The following is a 16112-nucleotide window of genomic DNA, read 5'->3' on the forward strand; positions in this document are numbered from 1 at the left end:
CGGTCAGCGCCGCAGCGCAGCCAGGGTCGAGAGGATCAGGCGCAGGTCGCCACCGAGGCTGGCCTCGCGCACGTAGTCGGCCGCGAGCGCCAGCTTGGCGGGCATCACGACCTCGATGTATTCGCGCTCCGGGTCGGCCGCCGCCGCCAGGCGCTCGCTCTCGTTGCGATAGCGCAGCGAGGCCGGGTCGGTGATGCCGGGTCGCACCGAGAGCACCAGGCGACGCAGCTCCTCCGGATACAGCGCCACGTATTTGGGCACCTCCGGCCGCGGGCCCACGAGGCTCATTGCACCACGCAGCACGTCCCACAGCTGGGGCAGCTCGTCGAGCTTGTAGCGGCGCAGCCAGGCACCGCTGCGGGTGATGCGCGGGTCGGCGCCGATGGTGATTTGCGGGCCGGCGTTGTCCACGCGCATCGTGCGGAATTTGTGGATCAGGAAGTTGCGGCCATGGCGACCCACCCGCTCCTGCCTGAAGAACACCGGGCCGGGCGAATCGAGCTTGACCCACAGCGCGAGCGCGACGAGCACCGGCGCCAGCAGCGCCAGGCCCAACGCGGCGCAGACGATGTCGAAGCCTCGCTTGGCCATGGCCTCAGGCGCCGGCGCCCTGCACGATCTCGCGCACGGCCGTGATCACGCGCTGCACGTCGGCCTCCGTCATCGCCGTGTAGAGCGGGATGCTCAGCATGCGTTCGTAGGCCTTCTGCGAATGCGGGAACTGCTCGGGACGCAAGTGATAGCGGTCGCGCCAGTAGGGCTGCAGGTGCAGCGGGATGTAGTGCACGCTGCAGCCGATGCCACGGGCATACATCTGCTCGATGAAGACATCGCGTTCGATCTCGAGATCGTCCGCCAGGCGCAGCACGAAAAGGTGCCAGGAATGCGTGTCGCCCTCGATGGGCAGAGGTGGCATCACGAGCGGCAAATCGGCAAAAGCCTCCAGGTACTGCTGCGCGATCTGCTCGCGCCGGGCCTGGAAGGCCGGGATGCGCTTGAGCTGGTGGATGCCCAGCGCGGCGGCGATGTCGGTCAGGTTGTACTTGAAGCCCGGCGCCACGATCTCGTAGTACCAGCTCGGCACCTTGGCGGTGAAGCGGTCGAAGGCATCGCGGTTGATGCCGTGCAGGCGCATCACCTTGGCGCGCTTGGCCAGCTCGGCATTGCGCGTCACCAGCATGCCGCCCTCGCCCGTCGTCATGGTCTTGTTGGCGTAGAAGCTGAACACCGTGGCATCGCTGCCCATGGTGCCTATCAGCTCCTTCTCCATGGTGGTGGGCAGGGCATGGGCGGCGTCTTCGACCACACGCAGGCCATGCTTGCGGGCGATGTCGAGGATGGCAATCATGTCCACCGCGAGGCCCGCATAGTGCACCGGCACGATGGCCTTGGTACGCGGCGTGATCGCGGCCTCGACCAGCTTGGGGTCGATGTTCAGCGTGGCCGGGTCGATGTCCACCAGCACCACGTCGGCACCCAGGTAGCGCACCACCTCGGCGGTGGCGGTGAAGGTGTGGGTGGTGGTGATCACCTCGTCGCCGGGGCCTATGCCGATGGCTTCCAGCGCCAGGTGCAGGCCCGCCGTGGCCGAGTTGACCGAGATGCACTCGAGCTGCGGCTCACCCAGAAAGGCCGCAAAGTCCTGCTCGAACTTGCGCGCCTTGGGGCCGGTCGTGACCCAGCCGGAGCGCAGGGTGTCAACCACCTCGTTGATCTCGTCCTCGCCGATCTCGGGCAGGGCAAAAGGCAGGAAAGGTTGTGCCGGGGTGTCGCTCATGGCGGGTCTTCTCGATTCTTGTCAGTCCAGCGCGAGCAGGTGCTTTTTCTGAGCACCGCGCACGGCCTGCAGCGGGATGCTGCGGTCCAGCGTTACCAGGCGCGCATTGCGCGACACGGCCAGCGCCAGCAGATACAGGTCCGTCACCTGGCGCGAGCTCAGCACACGATCCCATTGCAGCAGCGTCGGATCGAGCAGGCTCAGCGCATCGGGCCAGAACTCATGCGAGCCATGGGCCACGGCCTGGGCCAGGCGCGCGGCCACCTGGGCCGCCGGCTGGCTGTTGGGATAGGCCGGCAGCGAGAGCACGCGCAGGCAACCGTTCTGGGTCAGCGGGCAGGAGGCCCAGCCCTTGTCGTGGTTGGCGGCAAACCAGTCCATGGCCGGGCCATGGTGCAGATGGCCCGCATCGAGCAGGGCCACCAGCATGTTGACGTCCAGCAGCGATCGCACGGCTCAGAGCCCTTCCGCATCGCGCAGGGCCTGCACCTGCTCCAGGCTGGTGACAACGCCCGGCTTGGCGGCAAAGGGCTCGAAGCCGGCCACCACCGTGCGCCGCCCGGCCTTCTTGCCCGGAGCAGCCGGAGCCGCACCGGTCAGCGACATGCGCAACAGCCGCGAAACCACCTGGCCGGCGGTCGCGCCCTCGCGCCGGGCCAGCTCCTTGGCGGCTCGCAGCAGGTCATCGTCAATCTCGAGTGTGGTGCGCATGAGGCCTTCTCCTGCATCTGATGCGGTGATGCACTGATGCAATTCTAGCGTCCGGGCCGTTCAGGCCAATCGGGTCATTGGGGCTATTCGGGCTACTCGGGCTACTCGGGCTTTTGCAAGATCGCCAGCACATGGGTGCGCAGCCAGGGAATGCTGTTGAAGACGGTGTAAGCGCCCGGATGCAGGCGGCACACCAGGCGCGCCAGCGGCGGCGCCAGCGTCAGCCGCTGGCTGCTGACCCGGCCGTCAGGGAACAGCTCGCGCAACCGGCGCAGCGGCACGCCGCGCACATCGGCATTGCGCGGATTGTCGACGATGAAGTCGTACCAGAGCACGGCACCGCCGGGCTTCAGCCAGCGCCACATGGCGTCGGCCAGTTGCTGCTGCACGGCATCGCTGAGGATGGAGGAGAAGACGGTGGACTGGAAGACGAAGTCCTGGCTGGCCGGTGCGATGCCGGCCTGCGTGGCATCTCCGAGCCGCAATTGCACGGCCGGCGGCAGCACGCGCCGCGCCATGTCGAAGCGTTCCTGCAGCAGCTCGATGCCGCACAGATGTTCGGGCGCAAAGCCGGTGCGCAAGAGCTCCAGCAGATTGCCGCCGGCGCCGCAGCCGACCTCGGTGAGCCGCCAGTCCTGCGGCCGACCAGGGCGCTGTGCCAATTGCTTCAGCAGCGCCCGTTCGCGCTCCTGCAGCATCTGCCAGACCTCGGGCCTGAGCAGGCTGTAGCGGTCGCCCGCGTCGCGGCGCGCATAGCGCTCGGCGATGGCGGCAATCTCCTGCTGGCGCTCTTGATTCATTGGGTCGGGCCTAGTTCAAGGCATTGAGGAACTGCTGGGCCAGCACCGGGTAGGTGTGATTGGCCAGCACAAACGCACGGCCGCGCAGGCCCATGGCGGCGCGCTGCTCGGAGCTCAGCGCCGCCAGACGCCGCACGCCCTCGGCCACGGCTTGCGCGTCCTCGGGCGGCACGGTCAGGCCGGCCGCCGCCTCGGCCACCGGGTCATTGCCAGCCTCGACCGAGTGCAGCACGGCGCGCTCGGCCATCATGTAGTCCATCAGCTTGTTCGGCGCGATGCCAAAGCGGTAGATGGGCGTGCGCTGCCAGCCGATGTAGGCGATGTCGAAGTGGTGCAGCAAGGAAGGGATCTGGCGCTTGGGGATGGGCGCGAACATCGCCACGTTCGTGAGGCCTTCGTCACGCACGCGGGCTTCGAGCCGCGCCTTCTCATGGCCGCCGCCCACCAGCACGAGGCTGATCGGCGCGTCCTTCAAGAGCTTGGCAGCGTCGAGCAGCACGTCCAGCGCATTCGGCAGGCCATGCGAGCCGGCATAGCCCAGCACCAGGCGGCCGGCCGCCTTCTGGGTGGCCAGGTGGGCCGCCAGCTCGGCGTTCAGCGGCTCGCCCTCGCCTTCCCATTCGTCCAGCGTGATGCCGTTGGGCACGATGTGCAGCTTCTTCAAATCGAGGCCATGCGAGGCCATGTGCTGATGCACCTTGGGCAACATGGACACCACCAGGTCCGCGTCACGGTAGGCATCGTTCTCCGCCTTCTGGCACAGCATGGCGAACGGGTGGCGCGGTGACATGCCGGAGAGCTCGATGGGCGACAGTGGCCAGAGGTCGTGCACCTCGTAGACCAGCTTGGCCTTGGCAAGCCGCGCGACCTTGCGCGCCACCCAGATGTCCATCGGATAGGTCGAGGAAGCAATCACCGCATCGGGCCGGAACTCGCGCGCCAGTGCTTCGGCGTCGCCGCTGACCTGGCGGCAAAAGGACCAGATGTTGCGCACGCGGCCGAGGCCATTGCCCTGGTACTTCGGGGTCGGATACCAGCAGTAGGAGATTCCGTCGATCTCCTCGCCCATCTTGCTCGGCTGGGTGCTGCGCACATGCGAGAACGAGGCCGCCAGGATCAGCACCTGGTGGCCCTGGCGCACCCATTCGCGCGCCAGGTAGTAGGGCCGGTATTCCATGCCCAGCTCGGGTGAGCCGGCGTAGTGATTGATCAGCAAGAGCCTCAAGGGGCTTTCCCTTCGATGTGCTTCAGACGTTCAAGAAATCGGTCGACGGCCGGGGCGAACAGGCCGTGCTCGGCCACCCAGGCACGGTTGGCAGCGCCCGCTGCGGCCGGGTCCGCCAGGCTCGCCAGTTGCGAAGGCAGGGCCGCATCGTCGCGCAGGATCAGGCCCTGGCCGGCACCCTCGCCCACCAGCTCGTGGTTGGCCGGCAGGTCCGAGAGTATCGGCAGGCATTCATGGGCCATGGCCTCCAGCACCGAGACCGCCACCGAGTCGCTCTGCGGCAGGCTCAGGTACCAGCAGGAACGGGCATAGAAGCCGCCCTGCGTCTTGGCATCGAGCCGGCCGACGAACTCGACCTTGGCCGCGAGGCCCAGGTCGCGCACCTGCTGCGCCAGTTGGCCACGCAGGCTGCCGTCATTGGCCACCACAAGACGCGCCTCGGGCTGCAGCGCGGCCACGGCCGCAAAGGCGGTGATCACACGCTCGGGCGCATAGATAGGCTCCAGGCCCCGGTTCGCGAAGAACAGCCAGGGCTGCTTCTTCGCGCCCTGCTTGGGCAGGGCTTCCAGGCCGAAGGGGAAGGTCATCACCTCGCCCGCACCCAGCACCGTCATCTGCGCCGCCATGTGGCGCGAATCGGAGGTGGTGATCGCGCAGGCGCGCAGCACGCGCTCCGTCAGCCAGCGGTAGGCGGCGCCCTGCCAGGGCGTGACCAGGATGTCACTGCCCCAGGCCGAGCCGGCGATGCGCGCGCGCAACCGCCAGCCGCGCTTGGCCGCCCAGGCCAGCGTGCCGTGCGAGGTGAGGTAATGGGCATGCAGCCAGTCTGCATCGACCCGGGCCAACCACCGCCCCAGCATCGGCAGTTTGGCCAGCACGGCGATGTTGCCGCCTCGGTGGGCCGGATCGGTGTTCATGGCGAGCCGCCGCTCGGCCGGCACCAGGGCCTCGAACTCCGGCGTGAAGCCGCGCGACGACGCCGCCCACAGCTCGACGCGCGGCTGCAGCGCCCGCGCCCACTTGAGCAGGTGCGGGCTCTCGCCATCACCGATCAGGACCAGCTTCATCGATGGAGGTCCGGCAGCTCGCCGGCCCAGGCCTCGTAGTGCGCGGCCATCCAGGGATAGCGGCCCAGCAGTTCGGCATCGCGGTGGCGCACATCGCCGATCTGCACGGCCGGCTGGCCCTGCATGATGGCGAAATCAGGCACCTCGCCGCGCACCTGCGAATAGGCGCAGATCACGCAGCCCTTGCCGATGTTGGCGCCCGATTCGATCAGGCTGTGCGGGCCGACGAAGCTGTAGGCGCCGATGCGGATCGGTGCCTTCAGATAGCCGGGCGGCGGGCCCGTGTGCTCCACATAGGCCCGACCCAAGAGACGTATCGAACGGTGCGAGCTGTGCGTGACGATGGAGACGAAGTTGGTGATCTGAACGCCCTCTTCGATGTCCAGGCCCGCCGTGGCGTCGATGAAGTTGAACTGGCCGATGAAGACATGGTCGGCCAGCCGCAGGCCCGATTCGCCATCGATGCAGGTACTGGGCGCCACGCGCGTGTGCGGCAGGTACTCGCCGCGCGCGCCGCGCTCGCCGAAAACCATGCGGTAGAAAAGACTGCGCCACAGCAGGCGCCGGCAACGGTTCAGGATCGCTCTCATGCTCGTTCCTCATGCCTCCAATGCGCCAGCGACCAGAAAAAGTAGCTGAAGTAGAGCAGCATCGCTGCCGACACGCCCCAGGCCGCGCCGATCAGGCCGCCGATCTTCAATCCTGCGGCCAGGCCGACGACAAACATCAGCTGCCCCACCAGCGCAAGCCGCAGGGCCCAGCCCTGCGCGCCCCAGGCCATGGTGGCGACCGACAGCGGCGAGGCGATGAAATGCATGGCGATGTAGGGCGCCAGCGCGCGCGCCAGCATGCCGGCATCGACCCAGCGCTCGCCGAACACGCGGGCGAACAGCCAGGGCCCCCACAGCAGCAGCACGATCATCAGCGGCAGGGCGAGGCCGATCAGCACCGCCATCGTGCGGCGCACGGCATAGAGGCCCTCGGCCGGCGTGGCAGCGCTCACGAGGCGCGGGTACAGCGTCTGCGACAGGGCGCCACCCACGAGGCCGGCCGGCGCCTTCAGATAGCGCAGGGCCAAGGCCCAGTAACCGGCCGAGGCCTCGCCCGACCAGGCGGTGATCAGGATCAGGGCCAGGCTGTCCTGCAGCGCGCCGGCAAAGGCGTGCGGCGTGTTGAGCAGAGGGAAGTCGCGATGCTTGAGCGCCATGGCCTTCAGGGCCTCGCCAGGCTGCTTCCACACCGCAGCCCAGCCGCCCTCGGGGCTGGGCCGGCTCAGCATCAGCGCGGCCGCCAGCGCGGCGAGGATGGGGCCGAGCAGCAGACCCAGAGCGCCGGCCTGCAAGAGGCCCAGCACGACCTGGGCGGCCGAGCCGCCGCCGTACTGCAGCACACGCGCCGCCGCCAGCGCCTTGAAGCGCTCGGCCCGCGTGGCCCACAGCGTCAGCCACTGCGTCAGCGCACCGGCCGCCACGGCCAGCGGCAGCCACCAAGCCAGGCTCAGGTCTTGCACCAGCAGCAGCACGCCGGCCACCACGGCAGACACGGCCAGCACACCGAGCAACACGCGCGCGCACAGCCCCATCAGCAAGGCGGCGGGGCCGGCCTCGCGCTCCAGCGGCAGCGCGAATTCATAGCGCGCGCAGCCGACCACCGCGAGGTTGGTCGCCAGGGTCCAGACGAAGGAGAACTGGCCGAACTCGGTCGGCGAATACAGGCGCGTCAGCCAAGGACCGAGCAGCAGCGGCAGCAACTGCGCCAAGGCACCGCCAGCCAGCAGGGTCAGCGTGCTGCGCAGCAGCCCCTTCTCTGTCATCGGCAAGTCAACCGAGGGCTTGCGCCAGGGCCGCGATGACCGCGTCCTGCTGGGCTTCGCTCAGGTCGGCACTCATGGGCAGGCTCATCACGCGGGCGGCCGCAGCCTCGGACTGCGGCAGGCTGAGGTCGGGCCGCGCGTAGGCCGGCTGCTGGTGCAGCGGCTTGGGATAGTGGATGGCGGTGGGGATGCCGGCGGCGGTCAAGGCCTTCTGCAACTCCGCACGGCCCTCCACCATCACGGTGAACTGGGCCCAGACGCAGTCCCGGTCGGCACGCACGGCCAGGCGCTGCAGCGGCAGGCTGGCGAGCTGCTGTTGATAGCGCGCACCGATCTCCCGGCGGCGCTGCAACTCCCACTCGAAGCGCTCCAGCTTCGCGAGCACGATGGCGCATTGCAGCGTGTCCATGCGGCCGCCAACGCCGACGCGCGTGTGCGTGTAACGCTGGCTCTGGCCGTGGATGCGGATCTCGCGGGCCGCCTGGGCCAGCGCGTCGTCGTCGGTGAACAGTGCGCCGCCATCGCCATAGCAGCCCAAGGGCTTGCTGGGGAAGAAGCTGGTGGCGCCCCAGGTCGAGAGGCCGCAGCTCCTCTTGTGCTTGTAGCTGGCGCCGAAGCTCTGTGCCGCGTCCTCGATCACCGGGATGTTGCCGTGGCGGGCCGCGATGGCATTGACCTCGTCCATGTCGCAGACCTGGCCGTAGAGGCTGACCGGCATGATGGCTCGCGTGCGCGGCGTGATCAGCGCTTCGATCTTGCTCGCATCGATATTGCAGGTGTCGGGCTCGATGTCGGCATAGACCGGCACACCGCCCAAGAGCACGATGACCTCAACCGTCGCGGCGAAGGTGAAAGGCGTGGTGATCACCTCATCGCCAGGTTTGAAGTCCATCGCCATCAGCGCGATCAGCAGGGCCTCCGTGCCACTGGAAACGGTGATGCAGTGCTTGACGCCCACGAAGGCGGCGAGCTTCTCCTCCAGCTCCTTGACCTCGGGGCCCATGATGTACTGGCCATGGTCCAGCACCTTCTGCATGCGGTCGGCGATGGGATCGCGCAAGGCCTGGTACTGGGCCTTGAGGTCGATGAAGGGAATGCTCAAGAACGATCTCCTTGGCGAGCCAGGGCCACGCCATCAGGCCCCAGTCGATAAACATCGCCGGTCTGCTTGCACTCGGCATAGCAAAGGTCCGTGTCGGTGGGCAAAGCGAGAGGCAGGTCAAGCCGCTCCCCATGCCGGGTCATCCAGCCAATCTGGCGTGCAGGCACGCCGACCACCAGGGCAAATGGCGCAACGTCCGCATTGACGACAGCACCAGCGCCGACGAATGCATAAGCGCCAATCGTGGTTCCACAGACGATGGTGCAGTTGGCACCCAGCGTGGCGCCCTGCCTCACCAGCGTGCGGCGGTACTCGTTCTTGCGGGCCACGGCGGCACGCGGGTTGTAGACGTTGGTGAAGACCATGGACGGACCGCAGAACACATCGTCCTCCAGCGTCACCGCGTCGTAGACCGAGACGTTGTTCTGGATGCGCACGTTGTCGCCGATGCTCACGTCATTGCCGACGTAGACGCCCTGCCCCAGCGAGCAGCCCGCGCCAATGCGGGCGCCTGGGCTCACGTGGGCGAAGTGCCAGACCTTGGTGCCTTCGCCCAGCTGTGCGCCGTCATCGACGATGGCAGATTCATGCTTCCAGAAAGTCATCTTCAGAACACCAGGGGAAGGCCCACACGCTGGCCGTCGCGCGCACTGCGGTAGGCCGCCACCAGGATCTCCAGCGAGCGCAGGCCCTCGTAGCCATCGACCTCAGCGCTGGCCTCGCCACGCAGGGTCTTGATGACGTTGTCGTAATAGAGCGGATGGCCGAAGCCGTAGACGCTGCCCGTCTCGTAGCTGGCGCTCAGCACCTCGGCGTCTTCCGGGCGTGCATCGGCAAAGGCCCAATGCTCGATCTTGTTGACGGCCGTGCCGCCGATCTTGACCGTGCCCTTTTCGCCGAGGATGGTGATCGAGCCTTCCAGGTTCTGCGGCCAGGTCAGCATGGTCACGTTGATCGAGGCCAGGCCGCCGTGGCGCAGGCGCAGGCTCATCACGCCGGTGTCTTCGGCCTCGATGTCGCGGGCCAGGGTGGCGGTGTAGGCATGGATGTTGTCGACCGGGCCGACCAGCCAATCGAGCAGGTCCACGTAATGGCTGGCCTGGTTCATGAAGGCACCACCATCCAGGTCCCAGCGGCCGCGCCAGGGGGCGGCGTCGTAATAGGCCTGTGGGCGGGTCCAGAACACGTTGACCGTGCTCATGTAGATGCGGCCGAATCGGCCTTCATCGATGGCTTTCTTGACCCGCTGGACCGTGCTATTGAGCCGGTTCTGCTTGACCACGAAGAGCTTGACGCCGGCATCGCGGCAAGCCTGGACCATGGCCATGCCTTGCTCGAACTTGGTGGCCATCGGCTTCTCGCTCAGCACATGGCGGCCGGCGCGGGCCACCTGGATGGCTTGCTGCGGATGCAGGCCCGAGGGCGTGGCCAGCACGATCACGTCAGCGTCGCTACCGGCCAGCAGGGCGTCCAGCGAGGTGAAACCAGCGGCGCCGGTCAGCGCCACGGCAGCTTGCAAAGCCTCCGGCTTGTTGTCGCAAACCGCCACCAACTGCGCTGCGTCTCCATGAGCTGTGATCGCCTCGATATGGTTTTTTGAGATGCGGCCACAGCCCACCAGGGCGAAGCGGATGGGTCGGTTCAGGATGGGCAGGCTGGGGCTCATGCGAGGGCCACGGGAAGGCGAAGCCGGAGATTCTACGAGGGGGCCCTAAAATCGCTGCAAATTCAATGAGTTGATGATGACCCAGCAAACCGCCCCGAATACGCCTGCCCCTCAGGAAGAAAACCAGCTGATCCTTGAGCGCCGCGAGAAACTGGCCGCCATCCGCGCCAAGACCGCCGTTCCCTTCCCCAACGACTTCAAGCCCCAGCACCGCGCCCTGCCCCTGGTGCAGCGCTATGGCGACCTGGCGAACGAAGAACTGGAACCCCAGGAAGTCAAGGTCACGGTGGCCGGCCGCCTGATGCTCAAGCGCATCATGGGCAAGGCCTCGTTCGGCACGCTGCAGGACGCCACCGGTCGCATCCAGCTCTTCGTCACCAAGGACGGTGTCGGCGAAGAGAGCTACGACGAGTTCAAGCACCTGGACCTGGGCGACATCGTCGGCGCCGAAGGCACCCTGTTCCGTACCAAGACCGGCGAGCTGTCGGTGCGCGTGAGCAAGCTGCGTCTGCTGACCAAGAGCCTGCGCCCGCTGCCGGACAAGTTCCATGGCATGAGCGACCAGGAGCAGAAGTACCGCCAGCGCTATGTGGACCTGATCACCGACGAGGCCGCCCGCGCCCGCTTCGTGGCCCGCTCCAAGGCCGTGTCCTCGATCCGCAGCTTCATGGTCGAGCACAGCTTCCTGGAGGTCGAGACGCCGATGCTGCACCCGATCCCGGGTGGCGCGAACGCCAAGCCCTTCATCACGCACCACAACGCGCTGGACCAGGAGATGTACCTGCGCATCGCGCCGGAGCTCTACCTGAAGCGCCTGGTGGTGGGCGGTTTCGAGCGCGTGTTCGAGATCAACCGCAACTTCCGTAACGAGGGCATCTCGGTCCGCCACAACCCCGAGTTCACGATGATGGAGTTCTATGCGGCCTACTGGACGCACCATGATCTGATGGACTTCACCGAGGAGGTGCTGCGCCACGCCGCGCGTGCTGCCACCGGCAATGCCCGCGTCACCTACGCCGGCAAGGACGTGCACCTCGATGAGCCCTTCGCCCGCCTGTCGGTGCGCGATTCGCTGATCCAGGTGGCCGGCCTCTCGGCCGCTGAAGCCGATGATGCCGAGGTGCTGAAGGCAAAGATCCTGGCCGCTGGCGAGCAGGTCCATGCCCATTGGAGCCTGCCCGAGCTGCAATTCGGCCTGTTCGAGGCCGTGGTGGAAGAGAAGCTCTGGCAGCCGACCTTCATCATCGACTACCCGGTCGAGGTCTCGCCGCTGGCCCGTGCTTCGGACACCAACCCCAAGATCACCGAGCGCTTCGAGCTCTTCATCACCGGCCGCGAGTACGCCAATGGCTTCTCCGAGCTGAACGACGCCGAAGACCAGGCCGCGCGCTTCCAGTCGCAGGTGGCGAACAAGGATGCCGGCGACGAGGAGGCGATGTTCTTCGACGCCGACTTCATCCGCGCGCTGGAATACGGCATGCCCCCGACCGGCGGCTGCGGCATCGGCATCGACCGGCTGATGATGCTGATCACCGATTCGCCCAGCATCCGCGACGTGATCTTGTTCCCCGCACTCCGCCGCGAAGGCTGATCACCGACAGCCCCAAAACAGAAAGGGCGACCCTTGCGGGTCGCCCTTTTCTCATTTCAGCGCTGGCTGATGCTGATTACTTGCCGGCAACCACCGGGGTGCTGCTCAGACCACGCAGGGCCGGCATGCCCACGCCGACTTCGGCTTGCAGGACTTCCAGTTCGCCGGTTTCACGGGCGCGCTGCAACTCGGCAACGACCTGGGCACGGGTACGGCCGCCGACTTGCTTGGCGGTCTTCAGCGGCTGGGGAGCGCCGGCTTGCTGGGCTTGCAGGGCAGCCAGTTCGCCGCTCTTGCGGGCAGCTTGCAGTTCAGCGGCGACCTGGGCTTGCGTCTTGACCGACTTGGTCGACAGGGGTTGCAGGTAGCCGAGGCCGTCCGAACCGGCTTGCAGGGCAGCCAGTTCGCCAGACGCCTGTGCACGGGCCAGCTCGGCCACGACTTCGGCGCGGGTGGTTTGTGCGGAAGCGGCACCGGCGAACAGCAGGGCGGCAGCGGCGGCGACGGTGATTTGCGAAAGCTTGCTCATGATCGAATCCTTTACATGGACCCTCTTCAGGTCCTTTGGGTTGTTGAACTCGGCGACTTCGCTTCGTCCATGGCCCAGACTGTAAAAAACCGACCTACGGGAAAACACTAGCAAGAATGGAAGTAGTCATTCCACATTCGCAAACAATCCCCGGGGTTGAAATGCGGCGCCCTGCTCTGGCAATCAAGAATGCTTGAAACCGGGCGCCCGTTTCTCGAGGAAGGCCGTCATGCCTTCGCGCTGGTCGTCGGTGCCGAACAGCGCGTGGAAATAACGCCGCTCGATGGCCACGCCGTCGGTCAGCGGGCCCTGGAAGGCCAGGTTCACCAGCTCCTTGATCAGCATCACCGAGGGGCCGCTGAAGCCGTTGATGGTTTCGGCGGCGGCCAGCGCTTCGTCGAGCAGCTTGTCGGCCGGCACCACGCGGGAGACCTGGCCGGCACGCTCGGCCTCGGCGGCGTCCATCATGCGGGCGGTCAGGAGCATGTCCATGGCCTTGCTCTTGCCAATATTGCGCGGCAGGCGCTGCGTGCCGCCGGCGCCGGGGACGATGCCGAGCTTGATCTCGGGCTGGCCGAACTTGGCGGTGTCGGCCGCGATGATGAAATCGCACATCATGGCCAGCTCACAGCCGCCGCCCAGGGCGAAGCCGGCCACCGCAGCGATCACCGGCTTGCGCACCTGCAGGATGGTCTCCCAGTTCTTGGAGATCAGGCCGCTCTTGAAGGCGCTCATGAAGTTGTGCGGCAGCATGGTCGGGATGTCGGCACCGGCGGCGAAGGCGCGCTCGGAGCCGGTCAGTACGATGCAGCCAATGCCCTCGTCGGCATCGAAGGCCAGCAGGGCCTGGCCCAGCTCGTCCATCAGCTGATCGTTCAGCGCATTCAGCTGCTTGGGGCGGTTCAGGGTGATCAGGCCGGTCTTGCGCGGGCCTTCGCCGCGCACCTCGGTCAGGATGCATTCATAGCTGCTCATCGCGGGTTCTCCTTTGGGGTGGGCTGAACTATAGGTTCCGGGGCGGCCGACTGCAGCGGCGGGCCCTTCAGCAACAGGTCGACCCAGGTCTTCTCGTCCTGCCGGATGAAGAGGCGCACCGGCAGCCATTGCAGCGAAGGCGCGAGCCACATCTCGACGCTGAAATCACCACCCACGACCGGCTGCACCGGGCGCAGGTGCCAGGTGGGCAAGGCGCCCATCGGCGTGTCTATGGTTTCCTCGCCGACCACCTGGTAGCGCCAGCCGGGGTACTGGCGGTTCGGCAGGGCCAGCGGTATCAGGACCTGGTGGCCGGGGCGCGCCGTCTCGCGGCCGGTGAGGAACAGCCAGGTCAGCTGCACGAACTGGCTGGAGGCGTCCTGCACCTCGGCCGGCGCGACCTCGCTGCGGCCGTTGGCGAGTTGCACCTGGCCGCGCTGGAACAGCAGGCTGGCACGGCGGCGCTCGAGGAAGAGCACCCGCGTCTCCTCGTCAAAGCGGCGTGGCGAGATGCCGCGTGCGCCGAGCTCGCCCTCGCTGCTCATGCGGCGGCTGACCAGCGGCGCGAGGCGCGGGCCAATGCCCACGTCCAGGTGCACCTGGTAGCGGCGTCCTTGGCGCATCCATTCGACCTGGGCATCGCCATGCACGTCGCCCCCCCGGTAGCCGAACAGGCTGTAGCTGAGCCGCGTGGAGGCCGGCCATTCGGGGCCGGGCTCATCCGAGGCCACGGCAGAGGCCGGGCTGGAAGCGGGAACGGGGGCGGCCGCCACGGCACTGGCGGGCAATGCCAGGAGTTCGGGCGCGGACAGCGGCGCGGGCACAGGCAGCTCGTCGGCCAGCGGTGCATCCAGCGACGGCGCACTGGCACCAGCTGCTGGCAGCGCGGGCGCGACACCTGGCGTCGACTGAGGCAGCGGCGTGCGTACGGCCTTGACAGCAGGCGGCGCCGCCACCCTCAGCTCGCGCACAAAGGCCACCTGCAGGCGCGGCGGCATGGCTTCCATCTCGGCCCAGCGCTGATGCAGGGCCTGCACTTCATCGATCAGCCGCCAGTGCAGGCACAGCACCAGCAGCAGCAAGGCCACAAAAGCCCAGCGACGCAGCGCCGGCCGGCTCAGCCTCCCAGCCATGCGTGGCGCAGCGTCTCGGCGCGGGCGGCGGGCGCCTTGTCGGCCAGGCTGAGGTTCACCACCGTCGGCGGCGCCATGCTGGGCTCGGGCATGCGCAGCGCGAGGCTCAGCACGCGCTGCTCGCGCCCGACCAGCAGCGTGAGCCGCAGCGCATCGTGCGGATCCAGGAACTGCAGGATGTCGTCCAGCTTGCGCAGCCGCCAGCCATTGCAGGCGATCAGCTCGTCGCCGGCACACAGGCCGGCGACCAGGGCTGCACCGCCGGCCAGCACCTGCTTGACTTGCAGGCCCTCGCCCAGCTTCAGCCCGAGGCGCTGGGCCAGCGGCGCGGCCTCCAGGCCCCAGTGCACGCCCAGGACGTCGAGCAGCGGAGCCAACGGCAGGTCGGCATGGCCATGCACCCATTGCCGCAGCTGCTCCGCCAACTCGGTACCGGCCAGTTCAGCCACAACGGTCAGGATCTGGTTCTCGCTGATGGGCCCGCCGCTGCTTTGCGCCCACAGCTGGCGCATCACCTCGTCCAGGCTGGCATGGCCGGCCTCGCGCATCGACAGGTCCAGTGCCAGCGCGAGCAAGCCACCCTTGGTGTAGTAGCTGACGGTCGCGTTCGGCGTGTTCTCGTCGGGCCGGTAGTACTTGGTCCAGGCCTCGAAGCTGGCCTCAGCCAGGCTCTGCACCTGGCGGCCCGGCGTGGCGAGCACGCCGCTGATGGCGGTGGCCAGCAGCTTCAGGTAGCGGGCTTCGTCGATCAGGCCGGCGCGCACCAGGAAGAGCTCGTCGTAGTAGGAGGTGAAGCCCTCGAAGAACCACAGCAGCTCGGTGTAGTTCTCCGCGTCGTAGTCGTAGCGCGCGAACTCGGCGGGGCGCAGGCGCTTGACGTTCCAGCTGTGGAAATACTCGTGGCTGACCAGGCCCAGCAGGCGCACCACACCATCGCTGAGCTCGCTGCTGCCGAGGCGCGGCAGGTCGCGGCGCGGCGCAATCAGGGCCGTGCTGGCGCGGTGCTCGAGGCCGCCGTAGCCCTCCTCCACCGCGTTGAGCATGAAGACATAGCGCTGGAACGGCAGCTCGGCCCGCTTGGGATGCTTGCCATGCCAGAAGGCGATCTGGGCGGCGCAGATGCGGCGCGCCTGCTCGAGCAGCTTGTCGCCATCGAACACCGGCAGCGCGCCGGCCACGATGAACTCATGCGGCACGCCCTCGACCTCGAACTGCCCGCGCCAGAACGCACCGAGCTCGAACGGGTGGTCGACCAGCTCGTCGTAGTCGCGCGCCAGGTAATGCTGGCCGTCAAAGGCCAGGGCCGTGCCGACCTGCCAGCCTTCGGGCAGGCCACGCAGGCTGAGGCGCTGCGGCTCGGCCTCATGGCCCTCGGCGCGCAGACACAGGCTGCTCGGGTTGAAGAAGCCACGCTCGGCCGCGAGGTAGGCCGCACGCACCGAGGTGTCGAAGGCATAGACCCGGTAGCTGAGCTTGAGCGGCTCATCCGCCAGGCAGTCGGCCTCCCAGCGGTTTTTGCTGAGCTGGCGCAGGCCGATGGACCGGCCTTGCTGCTCGGCGCGCAGGCCGCTCAGGTGGCGCGAGAACTCGCGCACCAGGTAGCTGCCCGGTATCCAGACCGGCAGGCTGAAGCCCTGCTGCGCCAGCGGTGCCGCAAGCTTCAGCTCGACCTGGAAATAGTGGCTGCGAACATCCTCGACCGAGATCAGGAAGTCGACCATCG

At 67.6% G+C, this 16112-nt stretch carries 17 protein-coding genes; 1 reads left to right on the plus strand and 16 read right to left on the minus strand.

Annotated elements, in window-relative coordinates; translation table 11 throughout:
- Positions 1 to 3: 3 nt before the first annotated feature.
- The 12 genes from J7U46_RS05690 to J7U46_RS05745 all read right to left on the minus strand — a co-directional run bounded on the left by J7U46_RS05690 (position 4) and on the right by J7U46_RS05745 (position 10161).
- A complete protein-coding gene (locus J7U46_RS05690) occupies positions 4 to 591 on the minus strand; it encodes a sugar transferase (protein ID WP_282823849.1) in 588 nt (195 codons plus the stop codon).
- Between the two features lie 4 nt (positions 592 to 595).
- A complete protein-coding gene (locus tag J7U46_RS05695; RefSeq protein WP_282823850.1) occupies positions 596 to 1777 on the minus strand; it encodes a DegT/DnrJ/EryC1/StrS family aminotransferase in 1182 nt (393 codons plus the stop codon).
- A gap of 21 nt (positions 1778 to 1798) precedes the next feature.
- Positions 1799 to 2230: a TA system VapC family ribonuclease toxin gene (locus J7U46_RS05700; RefSeq protein WP_282823851.1), complete on the minus strand. Its 432-nt coding sequence runs from the start codon at positions 2228 to 2230 to the stop codon at positions 1799 to 1801.
- Between the two features lie 3 nt (positions 2231 to 2233).
- The gene (locus J7U46_RS05705) at positions 2234 to 2488 is read right to left on the minus strand and encodes a hypothetical protein (protein WP_282823852.1); all 255 of its coding nucleotides are present in this window, start codon (positions 2486 to 2488) and stop codon (positions 2234 to 2236) included.
- Positions 2489 to 2589: 101 nt separating this feature from the next.
- Positions 2590 to 3288 carry a class I SAM-dependent methyltransferase gene (locus J7U46_RS05710; RefSeq protein ID WP_282823853.1) on the minus strand — a complete coding sequence of 233 codons (699 nt, stop codon included), beginning with the start codon at positions 3286 to 3288 and terminating at the stop codon, positions 2590 to 2592.
- 10 nt (positions 3289 to 3298) lie between these two features.
- Positions 3299 to 4513, minus strand: coding sequence for a glycosyltransferase family 4 protein (locus J7U46_RS05715; RefSeq protein ID WP_282823854.1), 1215 nt, complete (start codon positions 4511 to 4513; stop codon positions 3299 to 3301).
- Positions 4510 to 5580 (minus strand): glycosyltransferase, encoded by a 1071-nt coding sequence (locus tag J7U46_RS05720; RefSeq protein WP_282823855.1) that lies wholly within the window; start codon positions 5578 to 5580, stop codon positions 4510 to 4512. Before J7U46_RS05720 ends, J7U46_RS05715 begins: the two co-directional genes overlap by 4 nt.
- The gene (locus J7U46_RS05725; protein ID WP_282823856.1) at positions 5577 to 6170 is read right to left on the minus strand and encodes an acyltransferase; all 594 of its coding nucleotides are present in this window, start codon (positions 6168 to 6170) and stop codon (positions 5577 to 5579) included. Before J7U46_RS05725 ends, J7U46_RS05720 begins: the two co-directional genes overlap by 4 nt.
- Positions 6167 to 7393 (minus strand): oligosaccharide flippase family protein, encoded by a 1227-nt coding sequence (locus tag J7U46_RS05730; protein WP_282823857.1) that lies wholly within the window; start codon positions 7391 to 7393, stop codon positions 6167 to 6169. Before J7U46_RS05730 ends, J7U46_RS05725 begins: the two co-directional genes overlap by 4 nt.
- Positions 7394 to 7400: 7 nt before the next feature.
- Positions 7401 to 8489, minus strand: a complete 1089-nt coding sequence (locus J7U46_RS05735) for a DegT/DnrJ/EryC1/StrS family aminotransferase (RefSeq protein ID WP_282824994.1) — start codon at positions 8487 to 8489, stop codon at positions 7401 to 7403.
- 2 nt (positions 8490 to 8491) lie between these two features.
- Positions 8492 to 9100 carry an acyltransferase gene (locus tag J7U46_RS05740; protein WP_282823858.1) on the minus strand — a complete coding sequence of 203 codons (609 nt, stop codon included), beginning with the start codon at positions 9098 to 9100 and terminating at the stop codon, positions 8492 to 8494.
- A 2-nt stretch (positions 9101 to 9102) separates the two neighbouring features.
- Entirely contained in the window at positions 9103 to 10161 is a 1059-nt protein-coding gene (locus J7U46_RS05745) for a Gfo/Idh/MocA family oxidoreductase (RefSeq protein ID WP_282823859.1), read from the minus strand.
- A gap of 76 nt (positions 10162 to 10237) precedes the next feature.
- On the opposite strand from J7U46_RS05745, the gene lysS reads away from it, so the two are divergent.
- Positions 10238 to 11752, plus strand: a complete 1515-nt coding sequence (gene lysS, locus J7U46_RS05750; protein WP_282824995.1) for a lysine--tRNA ligase — start codon at positions 10238 to 10240, stop codon at positions 11750 to 11752.
- 76 nt (positions 11753 to 11828) lie between these two features.
- On the opposite strand, the gene J7U46_RS05755 is transcribed toward lysS, so the two are convergent.
- The 4 genes from J7U46_RS05755 to J7U46_RS05770 form a co-directional block, all read right to left on the minus strand.
- Positions 11829 to 12281, minus strand: coding sequence for a hypothetical protein (locus tag J7U46_RS05755; RefSeq protein WP_282823860.1), 453 nt, complete (start codon positions 12279 to 12281; stop codon positions 11829 to 11831).
- A 183-nt stretch (positions 12282 to 12464) separates the two neighbouring features.
- Complete coding sequence (locus J7U46_RS05760; RefSeq protein WP_282823861.1) at positions 12465 to 13256, minus strand: enoyl-CoA hydratase; 792 nt, start codon at positions 13254 to 13256, stop codon at positions 12465 to 12467.
- Positions 13253 to 14389: a DUF3108 domain-containing protein gene (locus J7U46_RS05765; protein ID WP_282823862.1), complete on the minus strand. Its 1137-nt coding sequence runs from the start codon at positions 14387 to 14389 to the stop codon at positions 13253 to 13255. The genes J7U46_RS05760 and J7U46_RS05765 overlap by 4 nt, the downstream gene beginning before the upstream one ends.
- Positions 14374 to 16110, minus strand: coding sequence for a PDZ domain-containing protein (locus J7U46_RS05770; RefSeq protein ID WP_282823863.1), 1737 nt, complete (start codon positions 16108 to 16110; stop codon positions 14374 to 14376). The genes J7U46_RS05765 and J7U46_RS05770 overlap by 16 nt, the downstream gene beginning before the upstream one ends.
- Between the last annotated feature and the right edge of the window lie 2 nt (positions 16111 to 16112).

Source organism: Pelomonas sp. V22, from assembly GCF_030014915.1.
Taxonomy (GTDB): domain Bacteria; phylum Pseudomonadota; class Gammaproteobacteria; order Burkholderiales; family Burkholderiaceae_C; genus JAUASW01.